Below are 14039 nucleotides of genomic sequence, written 5' to 3'. Positions count from 1 at the left end.
CGTTTTGGGTTACGTCGTAGTCTTCTACAAGCATTCGCGCCACCTCAATTAACTCGGCAGCCCTACGCCAGACAAGACCGCTTGTGCCGGCGTGAGGCTGCGAGGCAGAGATAACACGAGTGCAATATGCGGCGATGACGGTCACCCTTTCATCGGCGACCGTCATCTATGGCCCATCAACCCTTCGTGATCGTACTCGCGGGCACAAAGGTATAGCCCATCGCTTTCAGGCCGGCGACGATTTGCTGCAAGTAGCTGATGTTCAAATAAGGGTGGAAGAAGAAGCTTTGCACGCTGTCCTGGATCACCGTGTTGCAGTTGGCACTAAAGAGAATGTCGGCAGGAAAGCGCGGTGGATTGTTGTTGAATTCCACCAGTTCGACATTGCCAAGCTGTTCGGGTATTACCACGGAGCCGAAGATGTCGCGCACCAGATAAGGGTAGAACTGGCCGTAGATCTCAGTGTAATCCGGAGCGCCGGTTCCGCAGACACCGTTTGGGCACCAGCCAGCCGCGAACAGGCCGCGCTGATAGAGATAGGCAAAGTCGGCATGAAATACCTGATAATCGATCGCCGAGGCGGCATAGTGCGGCGGTTCGAAGATGCTAGGTGCCGATAGGCCGGCTTTAGTGAATTCCAGTTCGCCGTTCGTAATGCGCCCTTGCGCCCACGACGCGGAATCTACCGGCACAGGCGCGTCATAGATCACATAGTTGGCCGAGTCAATGTGCGCCAGGTAGAACTCGAAATCGTCGGCACTGACTCCGCTATAGGGATCGTCGATGTTGGAGTATTGATGCGTGTATCCATGCATCAGCAATGTGCCACCCTTTGATTGCATGTACTTCAACGCGCTGACCACGGCGGGTGCCTGATAGAGATGTATGGAGACTGGCACGCCATTGTTGTAGTACCCGTTCGGGTCCAAATAATACGGAATCACTGCCACGCTGAAGGGTACGTTCTGGCCGTGCAGGTAATCGGCAATCGCACGCAATGCAGTAGGATCGGCATCCGCGCCAACATCCTCGATGCGCACCAGTGCGCGCTTGCGTGAGGGCATGGATGGATTGGAAACCTTGCTGATCAAGTCGACTGCGGCAAGGTAGCGATCGTTCGGTCCCATGTAGCTGAAGGGAACTTCACCGATGTAAGTGAGGTTGGCACCCCTTGTGGCCCAGTTGATGTTGCCGCCAACGTCGTTGGTGGCGATGGCGAGCGCCTGCGCCTTGGTCGGATCCGTAATCGTTGTTTCCAGCAGACCTGAAGAAACGGCTAGCGCGTTGCGTTGAAGGGCGACGCCTTTATAGGTCACCGTCAAAGCGTTACTGAAATCGAAATACATGGGTACGAAGCCATACTGTGCGGCGAAATTCGAGGCGCGTGCCGACAACTGCCAGATGTTGTCGTTCATCCATAGCACCGGCTTGGTGGTGGCAAGCACATCATCGAGCAGGGCGGTCGGCAACGGCTCATCGTAAGTGGAGCCGATGTAGATGAGCCCCGTATAGTTATTGAGTTCGCCTGCGACGTAGTTCACGGCCGCATGCAGCGTGTATTTGCTGCCGTGAGTCACCAGGTTTCCTGCGTTCACACCGTAGGCTTCTCCGAGCCAACCCCATTGTCCGGTCGTGTCGTACAGCACCAGTGTGTTCTGGTTCGGATTCGCGCCGGGGGCGCCAGCGAAGGCGTTCGACGCTGGTGCTGGCGTTGCGTTACTGATCAGCATCGACAGCCTGGAAATCGCCTTCATCGTGGTCGGCGTCGTGTGCGGCGGTGGTGCGGGAAGCTGCTGGCCGGGTGCAGGAAATAGTATCTGTGCCGCATTGGCGATCCGCATCGGACCGGATGCGGTAATGCACGCCAATACCGTGGCAACAATAAAAGACTTGAGCGTGGAAGGCCCGTGGAGTGTTGGCCTGATCATAGGAGTTCCCCTCGTGCACGCAGTGGTATCGATGCGCAACGGGTGCGCACGTCGTCGGAAGTGCGATGCACATTTCACCTGCTCAGGCCCCTGTCCCGTAAAAGGGAAGCCTCGCCTCCGTGGGACAGCATACGACTCTGCGAATGCTTTGTCGCTACTAAAAATATTTATTTAAGTCAAGAGTGATTTTACGAATAAAAAACGAAATCCCCCTATATTTTAACGTCTAGTTGGCAATATTGAACTTAACGCAGCTCTTTTTCGCTGCTGACATAGCGCGACTGAGCGCCAGGGGGCGAGGGCAGGATGCCCAGGAAGCAAAATGGCGGCGCCATTTTGCAAGGGGAGGGAGTACATGCAAGACGTTCTGATCGTCTGCGGCACGCGTCCGGAAATCGTCAAACTGGCGCCGCTGTACCACTGCTTGCGTACCAGCGGGTGGGTGCGGCCGCATTGGCTGCATACTGGACAACATGGCGAGATGGCACACCAGATGCTCGCCTGCTTCAACATTGTTCCTGACATTTCGCTTGAGCGTGGCGGTGAAGGGCTAAGCGCGTTCAGTACGCACTGCCGCGCTTCGCTCGACGCGGTCATGTCGAGTGAAGCGTGGTCGCTGGTGATCGTGCAGGGCGATACGGAAAGCACCTTTCTCGGCGCGCTGAGCGGTTTTTATTGTCGTGTTCCTGTTGCTCATGTCGAAGCGGGCCTGCGCACCTACGACCTGCAGCGGCCATTTCCGGAAGAAGGGCTGCGACAGATGGTTAGTCGTATTGTCCGTTTTCATTTTGCGCCAACCTCGCGGGCAGGGCTGGCACTGCGCAAGGAGGCTATCGATCAGGAGCGCATCTTTGTCACTGGCAATACCGTCATCGACGCGCAGCACTGGGTAGTGAGACACCATCGGATAAAACGTCGTGTAGAAGGTCGTGGCCACTTGCTGGTTACTGCGCATCGCCGCGAAAACTGGGGAGGCGATCTGCGCGACATCTGTTATGCGATTGCCGATGTCGCCGGTCGTCATCCGGATTTGCAAGTGTTGTTTCCTGTGCACCTCAATCCTGTGGTGAGCCAACCAGTGCATGCCATCTTGGGTGAGTTGGTCAACGTGCATTTGAGTCCGCCCTTCGATTATCTGGAAATGCAGCAGGCATTGATCGATGCCTGGCTGGTGCTGACCGATTCCGGTGGTTTACAGGAAGAGGCGCCCACTTTTGGTGTGCCATTACTCGTGTTGCGCACGGAAACCGAGAGGCCAGAAGCGATCGAAGCCGGTTGCGCTCGCTTGGCTGGCACGCGACGCAGCTCTATCGTGAAGGAGATCGAAGAACTGTGGTCAGACCCGGACGCGTACAGAGCGATGGCGCGTGCGGGCAATCCCTTCGGTGATGGTCACGCCAGCACACGCATCGTCGAACACCTTGAGGACGCACTGGCGCCCTCCGCGCCTCGGCGCGAGGCGATCTAGCGCACTGGAGAGGCAGCATGTGGTGGCTGGACCTGTTTTCGAGCTATCTCTATGGCCTGGGTGCCATCGTCACTGCCATCGCAGTGATGATGTTGATCAGCGGCCTGGATGACCTGTTCATCGATATCGCCTATTGGACAAGGCGACTATGGAAATCGCTGATCATTTACCGCAAACATCAGCGCACCCGTTATGACGAACTGTATCGTCCGGTGGAGAAGCCGCTGGCCATCATGGTGCCGGCTTGGCAAGAAACGGGCGTGATCGGTCACATGGCCGAACTTGCGGCGACTACTTTGGATTATGAGAATTACCACATTTTTGTCGGCACGTATCCGAACGATCCCGACACCCAGCGCGATGTCGACGAGGTATGTGCGCGTTTTCCCAATGTGCATAAGGTGGTGTGCGCGCGGCCAGGACCCACCAGCAAGGCGGACTGCCTCAATAATGTATTGGATGCCATTCTGCAATTCGAACGCCGCGCCCATGTGACGTTCGAGGGGTTCATTCTCCACGACGCCGAAGACGTCCTGTGTGAGCATGAGCTACGGTTGTTCAATTACCTGGTCGACCGCAAGGATCTAATTCAGATCCCGGTTTATCCGTTCGAGCGGCAGTGGAACAATTTTACCAGCTTGCATTATCTGGACGAGTTTGCCGAGCTGCACGGTAAAGACATACCGGTGCGCGAGGCGCTGGCGGGGCAGGTGCCTAGCGCAGGCGTGGGCACGTGTTTCAGCCGGCGTGCTGTGCTCGCATTGATCGATGAGGGTAATGGCATTGCGTTCGACGTACAGAGCCTCACCGAAGACTATGACATCGGGCTGCGCCTGAAAACCTGGGGCATGGAGGAGATCTTCGTGCGCTTTCCGGTCTTGCGCTATCGACGTCATGCCACGCACGGCCACCCTCTTGGCCAGAACGCGCACGACTCGAATGTGATCTGCGTACGCGAATACTTTCCCGATCGCCTGAAGACGGCCGTGCGTCAGAAGTCGCGCTGGATCATCGGTATCGTTTATCAAGGCTATCGCACGCACGGTTGGAAGCACAGCCTGCCACTCAATTATTTCCTGTGGCGTGATCGCAAGGGGGCGATCAATAACTTTGTCAGTTTCGCCGCGATGCTGATCATGATTCAGCTGGCTATGGTCTGGCTGTTGCAGCAGGTATGGACACAAGCGCCTCATTTCGTATCAATCTTCGAGGGGCAGCATTGGTTCACTTTCGTGTTGATGGCGAATGTCGTGCTAATGGGAAACCGCATGCTGCAACGGATCATCTTTGTATCCGGCTACTACGGCGTAAAGCAGGGTCTGCTTTCAATACCGCGGCTGTTATGGGGCAACCTGATCAATTTTCTAGCCAATTGCCGCGCCATCCGGCAGATCATCAAATTCGGCGACCCTCGACGAGTGGCGTGGGACAAGACGACACATGACTTCCCATGTATCGGTAACGAGAACCGCGCCAAACGTTCTTTGGATGAGATGCTGGTTGCGAACGGCGCGGTATCGGCGGCGGAACTGCAAGAAGCGGAACGACATCGCATCGATGGCCTGTTGCTAGGCAGCTCGATGATTCATGAGGGTCTTATTACCTGCGAGCAACTGGCCCGTCCTATTGCCGAGCAGATCGGGGTGAGCTGTGAATGGGTGGATCCCTGTGGCTTGTCGCGCGAGACACTAAATGCTATTCCGGCGCACATTGCACTGCATTATGCGGTGCTTCCGCTACGTAACGAAGGTAGCGTCTTGGTCCTCGCCAGCGAGTCATACATCGATCCGGTGTCACTGGCTGCAATGGCGCGGCAGCTCGCACGGCCAGTGCGCTATGTGATAGCGCACAAAGGGCAGGTTACCGTCGGTTTGCGACGGTGGTACGCGCATGTGCGCGATGGTGGTCGCGATCCCCATCATGTCCTCAATGCTGCTGCGCAAAGCGGGGTCATTCATCGCGACCGCGTGGGATATCTGTGGGAGAGCTATGTATCGCGTCAAGTCATGCTGGGGGAAATCCTTATTGCGCAGGGGCATCTGGACCAGGTTGCTTTCAAAGCGCTGCTGTTGCGTCACGCACGCAGCGGACAACCGCTGGGCGAATTCCTGATCAGCCAAGGCGTGATCAGTCGCGAAACATTAGAGTGCCTGCTACTGCGCCAGACCGCTTTGCAGCCAAGTGTTGCAAGCCTGCTTGAAAAGGAGCGTGCCAGGTCGACAGGATTTGCAGCGCCTGTGTGGCAACCGTCATGAAACAGCCATGGCGTGCCCCATGTGCCGTGGCTCTGCTTGCTGTGGCACCGGCGTGGCCGTTAAGCGCAGAAGGGCAGGAGCCAACCGTCGACACCAGCCACTATCAGCAGTTCATGCTATACCCACACCGGCAAGCGGGGTATGCGGCTATGCGCATGGGCGATGAGCGTCTGGCCCTGGCAGAATTTGAACGTGCACGATCCCTCGCGCCAAGAAATGTGGACACCGCACTGGATCTGGCCGAAGCGTATCGGCATTTTGGTCATGCGGCGCCTGCGCAGGAGGTACTGAATGCGCAACTGCGCTACACACCCGACGATTCCCGGTTACGCGCCGCGTTACTCGCAACAGCTGCAACGTCGATCGATTGCCATCGCGACAATCGGCCGGCTTGCCGTGCTAAGCGGGGTTTCGATGCGTTGCTAGCGGGCCATCTTGCTCAGGCGCAGTCGGAACTCGATGCACCCGATTTCGCACAAACATCCGAAGGGCGCACGTTGCGCCATGCTCTGGCGCAACGCGCGATTTATCTCGGCGACGATCAGCGGGCCAATGCGCAACTTGCAGAGTTGGAAGCGCATGACAAGCTCAGCGCGACCGAACAAAATCAGTGGTTCGTAGTTCTGCTCAAACTCAAACAATTGAATACGGCGCGGCAGCTGCAAGTACGTGACGGCCTGGATACGCCGGCCCAGGATCTGGCTATGGCGCAGGCCATAAGTAGTAGCGGCGACCGCAGGTCATTGGCCGGTTATATGGCGACACAACATCCCTCTTTCAGCAACGGCAGCGACGAGCGGCAATGGTTGAACCTGCTCGCACTTGCCGCGCACGATCGGCTGGATGTGCTGACTGGCTACGCGGTCCGCTATCCGGCCAATCGGGCGTGGCAGGCACAACTTTCGGTGCCTTTGGCGATGGTGCGTGGCGACGATGCACTTGCACGAAGCATGCTGTCTCGCTTGCCCGACGACCGCTTTCGTGAGGACCGTTTCAGTCTCGATCTGAAGCAAGGCCAATATGTCGAGGCTAGACAGCAGGCCGAAGCGCTGATCGCTGCGCCGAGTGGGCGCCATCTGCTGGATGCGCTCAGCTATCGCCTGATGGACGCTGGTGCGTATGGCGAGGCAAAACAATTGTTGCTCGATGCCTATCCTTTTGCGGGTAATCCACAGGCAGGCGCATTATTCGCTCGACTTGCCGTACTGGCGCACGAGCAACCCAAGCTATTTTTGGGCGATGATCGTTTGCGTTTGCAGCGTCCGCTGGAAAGCGTGCCGCTGCGTGTTGCGCAGGTACGTATTCTTGCTGCCTTGCGTGATTGCGATGGTATTCGCCAAGTCATGGCCGATCTTTCCCGGGACTATCCGGCCGGCCTTTGGCGGCAGCTCGGCGATTGCTATGGCAATGACGAATCAGGCCTTGCCGAGTATGCGTATGCTGAGGCCGACAAACGCAAGCCCGACAGTGACACGGCGCGTGCGCTGGCGTATCGGGCGTATAGCGCAAAGGACTATGCGACGGCCCTCCAGGCTTGGCGTTCAGTGCGCGCCGAACACATGCAACAGGCCGACTTGATTGCAGCAGCCACCACGGCGCTTACCGTCGATGAGCCGGCTGCCGCACGCTCCTGGCTGGATGCCTACGTGGCACAAGGAGGGTCGCAGGGTGATACGTACTGGTGGTTGCGTGCCCAGGCCGACGAGTCAGGCGACCCGGTGCGCGCCCGTTCGGATTTGGAAAACGCCGTGGCGATACGTTCGGATCCGCGCTACTACGCTCGTTTGGCTGCGTTGCAAAACCACGCTGGCGACTCACGCGAGGCGTTGGTCTCATTACAACACGCGTCTGCGTTGGCACCCGATGACAGCAGCCTGGCAGCTTCGCTCGGCTATGCCTATCTGCAAGCGGGCGAACCGGATCAGGCTGTGGTGCAGTTCGAGCGCGCTCATCATGTTGACCCGGACGATAAGGCCTTGACTCTGCAGCTGGTGTACACGCACCAGCAACTGGGCGACAGCGAAGCGGCGCGGACCTATGCCGCACAAGCCATCGATCAGCTCAGCGTCGTTGAGGATCCTCCTGCCGATGACGCCCATGGCACGACCACGACGCAGCAAGACGAGCAGCGCTACGCTTTGCGTCGATTGCATGAAGATCTCGGCCGCAACTGGAGCTTCAGTGCCGATATGTCGCTGGGCGACAGCGTTTCCACCGCAGCCAATACGGTAGCGCCGGGCATCTCCTATCGCAGCTACACACAGGTGGAAGCGCAATACCGTTTCGACCCGCAACTCACGGGTGGTGACATCAATACATTGGCAGCCTATGCACGCGTGTTCGCCGGCAGCGGCGCCAGCGGCTCGGTATGGCCGGTGCATGCCACCATGCTAGGCATAGGCCTAAGCTGGAAACCGCTGATCTCGCAGAACATCGTGCTGTCCGTTGAGCAGCAGACGCCGGCCGAAAATAGCCGCTATACACACAATGACACGATGGTGCGCGCCAGCGGTTCGTGGTCGTTCAGCCCGCGACTCAGCGATGACTGGCATGTGGATGCGTCGCACTGGTTCGTGCAGAACTACTATGTCGACTTTGCACATTATTTGCGGGCGGACCAGAGCGTACTTACAAATGACTACCGGTTTGGCGTGCACTATAAGCTGATCGAAGGGCAGACCGTCGAGCCCTACGTCCACTTGCAGTACACCGGCATCGAGCGAGCGAAGGGGGCGGGCTATGAGCGCGATGGACGCATCGGTGTCGGACTACAGTGGAACTTGTGGTATGGGGAAACGCATTACGATGCCTATCCGCACCGACTCACCGTGGCGCTGGAAGGACAGCATGCGTTCACGAGCTATCTGCATGAGAACAACGTGGTATTTCTAATTATCGGGACGAAATGGTGATGCGATTGCTATGTCGTCTGTGCATGCTGCCGTTGCTGTTTTTGCCGCTATTGTGCTGTGCGGCGACGGCAATTATCTATCAGCCACAGCTGCGCGACAGCGCGGTTGCGCAGGCACGATGGCCTGCTCTCTTTATGCAGGTACATGCACAGGGCTTCGATACGCTGGTGGTGCAATGGACGCAATACGGCGACGCGTTTCGCGATCCGATAAAGCACGCGTGGTTGTTGCAGCGTGTGCGCGAGGCGCATGCTGCTGGCTTGCGCATTGTGTTAGGGCTGTATAGCGATCCCGCATTCTTTCAACGCCAGGAAGCATCGCCGGACGCATTGGGCGATTACCTGGCGTCGTTATCGCGGCGGGACAGCCAGGTCGCACGCCGCTGGGCGGACGAATTGGAGCCGAATACGATTGCAGGCTGGTATCTGCCGATCGAGATTGACGACGCGCGGTGGCGTGATGAAAAGGCCCGCCAACAGCTGCAAAACTATCTTGTCTCCGAGCGCAATCAGCTTGATCGGATTGCACAGCGACCGATTTACGTAACCTCCTTTTTCGCCGGCAATATGGTGCCGTCGCGTTACGCCGAATTGCTCGCTGATATTCAGCGTAGCGGCATACGCGTCTGGGTACAGGATGGCGCAGGTACCCGGCACCTGGATAAAGGCGAGCGTGAGTTATATCTGCAAGCCACCAGCCATTGCAGCGCATCGCATGTGCAGGGCTTCGTCTATGAAATCTTTCACCAGACCGAAGTGGATAAGGCGTTTACCGCGACGGCACTGCCTCCCGCCGAAGCGAACGCAGCATTGGCACAGCGCGCTCCGTGCGGCGGTGACAGCGTTTTCTTCGCATTGCGCTACCTGCCAGAGATGGCGACCGTACTGCAGCGTTAGCGTAAGTGGGTACGTCAAAACGCAGAACGCCCCTTAAAGAGGCGTTCTGCCCGACATGTGAAAACGATGCCCGTTGGCTATTGAGGTACCTTCAGCGGGGCAATGGTCTGATCGAGTGTGCTCCAGTACGATTTGGTATACGGAACCATTTCCTCGGCGTAGTACCACCAGAAAAAGCCACCAACGAACTTGGGGTCATTGAACGTATTGACCATCGGATAATACGTCTTGATCAGGTTCGTCTGTACTGAAGTGGGCGCACCGGTGCTCGATGTGCCGATTTCGCCGAAACCGACCTTGGCATTGGGGAAGATTTGCTCCAACGCGTTGAAATCGGCACTCCACGAGGGTGACAGTCCAGGGCAATCCTTGTACGGGTAGTAGCTGAAGAGCACATAGTCAGTATTCCGCAGCACACTGGTGGGCAAGAACGTGGTGGGCCAAGTTTTCCAGTAATCCTGTGGTTTTTCCCAGCAATTATTGCCTTTGCTGTCGTCGTTGTAATAAAGCGTAATGGCGGTCTTGCCACCGGCACTCTTCACGATCGAACTGGCAGCGGCAACCATCTGGCCGATGGCGGCTTCTTCGGCATTCACCGTTGCGTTGCTGCCATCAGGATTCTGTCGAAGCCATTCGCCATTGATCTCGTTGGCAATCTCCCATACGTCCACAGTTCCATTCAGGCCATTGACCAACTCTGTGGTGCGTGCCTTGTAGGTGTTGATGTTGGTCGGGAAGTAAGACGAGTCCATGATCTCACCCATCACGTTCGCAACCATATGCAGCTTGACCAGTGCGGGGTAGTAGTCAGCGGCGCTTGTGCCCGGATCGAATACCACGCGGACGGTGGGGCGATAAGGCAGCTTGGTTAGTGACGTAATGATGGCATTGAGCTTGGAAAGGTCATCCAAGGTGACCCCATAGATAGGCGACTTAAGTGGTGCGGCCTGGGCGGCCGCATCCAATGAAATCGGTGCCGATGCGGCGTAGACAGCAGAAGACAAAGCCAGTGGAATAAAGAGGGTCTTTACGGCAGTTGCAAGTTTTTTCATTGAACAGACTTCACATACGGGGGCGATCCTTTACCCAGTTAGAAGTGGTGGCAGTGACGCTTGGTTTTGCCACGACATAACGAAGGCACCGCGGAAAAAGTTTGCGGAACCGGGCCTGGTTGTGCTCGTCCGAGCACGAGTGGAGATCGTCCATAGAACGGTGCCCCTTCCCATGCAGCAAGGCAGAGGGATACAGACGGGTAAACCGTTGGAATGGCCAGCGAGGGCGACAAATGCCGCATCGACAAACCGGGTATCGCTGGCGGTTCGAGTTTAGCGAATCGATCTAGATAGGGATAAAGATTTGGTTATGCAGGGCCATTAGGGCTTCGTGAGCTTGCAACCAAAGGTCACGCTTTGTTCATCAACGCGGGTAGAACGAACTTTTGTTGATATACGACGGCGACCCAATTTTGATGGTCGAGTTGGCTCAAGCTATGGAAATCAAAGCAGAGCGCGGCGCTGGGGAGAACACGCAAGAACTTATCGTGTCGGGCGACTTGCCCTTCTTCGACATACGTGAAATCGGAGGTGGTCAGCCTCGTCCATGCCGACCGATCACCGCGATGAATGGCGGTGAGCAACAGCTTATCGTTGGCGTACAGCACGTGCTTGACATCGGTCGGCGCGTCGCTCCTCAGAGCATCGGCGAACGATGCGAACCTAGGCGCCTTATCGCGGGTAGGGCAGGTCGGGCTTGGATCCTTTGATGTCAGTTCGCCCTAGGTGGCGTTGCACGCAAGATCTATTGCCCGATATCAGCCTGATGCGCAATCGAAGCCGCTAACGGGACGTGGCTATTTCGAGGAGACGATCCTTTGTTCCGGCAACCCGCTGCAGGGCCGGATACTGTTCTCCGCCGTGATACGCAAGGACGAGTGTCGAGTCGACACCGCTATTTTCAACTGCGCATTCAATGGGAGCCGAGGCTATTTTGGCAGTGCGGATCGCTCGCTTTAATCGATCGATCGAAAAAGGCTGCCCGTTGACGGAAAGAAGTTTCATACCCGGCGCAAAGCCCGCCTTATCCGCGATGCCACCGGCGAGCACATCGGTAATGACGCCGTCCGACCGCACCTTCATAGCGATCGAATATTCGAAATCGTTTTTGCCCGCAAGTGCAGTCCACGCATTCGGTGTGTCTCGGTAGACCAAACGATAGCCAACTTTCGTAAGGCCTCCCAAGGGAGCCTGTGGAGTGAGCTCGTGGAGACGTTCTTTGAAAAAAGACGACCAATCGTACGGATAAACAGCGTTCAGCGCGGTGACGAGATCCTCGTCGGTGAAAGGAAGCGTATCGGGCCCAGTATGGATGCCCTTACCGTAAAAGAGCGCCAGGAAGTCATCGAGCGATTTCTTACCGCCGGTTCCATTGCGAATCGTGGTGTCGACTTCCAGCCAGATCAAAGCGCCCTCGCCATAAAAATCGTAGCCGCCAAGCCGCCAGCTTTCGTAGGCGGAACTGTCGGATGCCCAGAGGATCTGTGCCATCGTTGCTGTATCTTGAAGGTCGCGCCAAGTTTTCCCAGGGCGGTGGGCGAAGCGGGCGGCCGTCTCACTCCATTGATCGAGGAATTGTTGCTGCGTCCAGATGCCGGATCGAACGGCGAGGACTCTTGCAAGATAGTCAGTCAGCCCCTCGTAGATCCAAAGATCGGTGCCAATGAAGGGCATCTGGTAGTTGACGATCATCAGGCTGACAGGGCGCCGATATTGTCCATTCCAGCTGTGGACGAAGTCATGCGCAATATAGTCCCCGTACAACGTGAGTGACCTTGCGTTCGTCAGGAAGTCGGCGGGCCTGCGATTGTCGAGAGACTGGTGATGATCGAAAGCGTTTCCCGCGATCTGGTCAGACAGTGTGACCAGCATGTGGAACGAATCGTAGTGTCGATGATGAAAGAGAATCCCAGCCTGACGAACAAGTTGGCTGAATCGATCGATATGCGATTGATCGATCTGTAGCGATGCCGGCGTGTCGGCCACCAAGTCGAGATAATGTTTCGGGGTGATCTCCGGAGCTAAGAGGATTTCTCGAAAATAACGTCCCGAAATGACCGGCGAATCGACGAGCTGCTCAAGCGAGACAGTGTGGAAGGTGACGGCATTTGAAAGTTCAGATGGAGCAGATACTTCGTTGGACTGCAGGGCTGAGGCGAAACGCCAACCCGCTGGCATAACGATGGTCGGCATGATCTCAATCGAAGTTACTTTCGTAGATCGTCCGTGGTACGGATACAGGAGAACTGTATTCCAATTGAGCGCCGCAATGTTTGCGTCAGTGGATCCCCAGGCTGTTGGATCGGCCGAGGTGATGAAGTCGAAGTTCACCTCAATGGAAGTGGCACCCTTCGGAACCACAATGTGGTAGAGGTAAAGCTCCACGGGGTCGCGTTCCCAACGAATCGGCGTCGCTGCTGCGGAACCAAATCGATGGGCGGTAATAAATAAGCCGGCTTGCTGATCGATAGGTCCAGCCTGGTGAACGGCCGGAAGCCATTGGGGATAAGCGAGGATCATCGGCCCAGGCTCAGCGGGAATGATCTCCGTCGTATGAATGAGTTTGCGCGGTGCATCGCGCAGATCGACCTTGAGAAGAATTGGCGGCTTCGCAGGTGAGGCAACGCTGCAAGTCGTGCTCATGGCAATTGCAAGGATCGCGGTAAGGCAATAAGAAATGATGCGTGGCACGCGCAAAGCCCCGATAGAGGTCAAAGATCAAAAGATTCTCTGAAGGTCGCTGAGGGCACGGCCCATTCCGTCCTGCAAAGAACATGGGACGTGGTAATGAAGGTTCACTTTCGCGGAGCGCGCTTGAGGCCATGCTGCTGCTTCAAAAGGGAGATCGCTCCCGTGATCGCGCGATTAAATGGTTCAGCAGAATTCGCCGCCCGTGCCAGCACGTAAGCACCCTGGAGAACGGCCAGAATGGTGGAGGCCGTATCTTCCGGATTCATCTCCAGGCGAAATTCTCCCGCTTGCTGGCCTTCCACAATGAGAGAGGCCAGTTCCTTCGTCAGCTTCGCGAACATCTCCTGGACCGGCTGCCTCAGTTGCGGGTCGGCAATGATCTCTGGATCTTGAGTCAGCCTTCCAATGCGACAACCGCGTAGTGCATCTCGCTCACGATGGAGATAGGAAACGATGCGATCGAGAGCGGAACAGGGCTGCGCGAATTCTTGCCGAGCCGATTCGCACAGTTGTTCAGCGCTTCGCGCAATGGCAGCCGAAGCGAGCGCCGCTTTGTTTTCAAAGTGGTGATACATGCTGCCTTGCCCAGCAGAGGCCCTGTCCTGAATGGCTTTCGGACTCATGCCGACATAGCCCCGCTCCCATAACAATTCCTGGGCGCTCTCAATCAGGCGTTCTCTGGTATCCATGTATCTTACTGTACATACTAGTAGGTACAATTTGCAATGCCGTGGTATTTCGCTCAAACCATTCCCACTGGTCGGCGTCTATTCGGTATGCGGCTCGACGAAGTTTGAGTTGTTTGCTGGCAACTTGAGCGTCTATTTTGCGACCTGT

Annotated in this window: 8 protein-coding genes; 4 read left to right on the top strand and 4 right to left on the bottom strand. The window is 56.7% G+C overall.

The features are described from left to right. Positions 1-176 precede the first annotated feature (176 nt). Complete coding sequence (locus tag AC4HNJ_RS16260) at positions 177-1928, bottom strand: DUF2334 domain-containing protein (RefSeq protein WP_490480645.1); 1752 nt, start codon at positions 1926-1928, stop codon at positions 177-179. A 355-nt stretch (positions 1929-2283) separates the two neighbouring features. On the opposite strand from AC4HNJ_RS16260, the gene wecB reads away from it, so the two are divergent. From wecB to AC4HNJ_RS16240, 4 genes are read left to right on the top strand one after another with little or no spacing between them, the layout of a single operon-like run. Continuing rightward, positions 2284-3396 (top strand): non-hydrolyzing UDP-N-acetylglucosamine 2-epimerase, encoded by a 1113-nt coding sequence (wecB, locus tag AC4HNJ_RS16255; protein WP_490480644.1) that lies wholly within the window; start codon positions 2284-2286, stop codon positions 3394-3396. Positions 3397-3413: 17 nt separating this feature from the next. Next, a complete protein-coding gene (locus tag AC4HNJ_RS16250; protein WP_490480643.1) occupies positions 3414-5651 on the top strand; it encodes a glycosyl transferase family protein in 2238 nt (745 codons plus the stop codon). Then, entirely contained in the window at positions 5648-8563 is a 2916-nt protein-coding gene (locus tag AC4HNJ_RS16245; protein WP_490480642.1) for an NfrA family protein, read from the top strand. The genes AC4HNJ_RS16250 and AC4HNJ_RS16245 overlap by 4 nt, the downstream gene beginning before the upstream one ends. Then, complete coding sequence (locus AC4HNJ_RS16240; RefSeq protein ID WP_490480641.1) at positions 8563-9459, top strand: DUF4434 domain-containing protein; 897 nt, start codon at positions 8563-8565, stop codon at positions 9457-9459. The genes AC4HNJ_RS16245 and AC4HNJ_RS16240 overlap by 1 nt, the downstream gene beginning before the upstream one ends. A 77-nt stretch (positions 9460-9536) precedes the next feature. Here AC4HNJ_RS16240 and AC4HNJ_RS16235 read toward each other — a convergent pair whose 3' ends face one another. The 3 genes from AC4HNJ_RS16235 to AC4HNJ_RS16225 form a co-directional block, all read right to left on the bottom strand. After that, entirely contained in the window at positions 9537-10511 is a 975-nt protein-coding gene (locus AC4HNJ_RS16235; protein WP_490480640.1) for a hypothetical protein, read from the bottom strand. 783 nt (positions 10512-11294) lie between these two features. Further along, positions 11295-13202: a M61 family metallopeptidase gene (locus tag AC4HNJ_RS16230; RefSeq protein WP_490480639.1), complete on the bottom strand. Its 1908-nt coding sequence runs from the start codon at positions 13200-13202 to the stop codon at positions 11295-11297. A 104-nt stretch (positions 13203-13306) separates the two neighbouring features. Then, positions 13307-13891, bottom strand: a complete 585-nt coding sequence (locus AC4HNJ_RS16225) for a TetR/AcrR family transcriptional regulator (protein ID WP_490480638.1) — start codon at positions 13889-13891, stop codon at positions 13307-13309. Between the last annotated feature and the right edge of the window lie 148 nt (positions 13892-14039).

This window comes from Dyella sp. SYSU CM1112, assembly GCF_058216415.1.
Note: the sequence above shows the minus strand (reverse complement) of the source record. Positions and strands in the feature narration are given on the sequence as shown.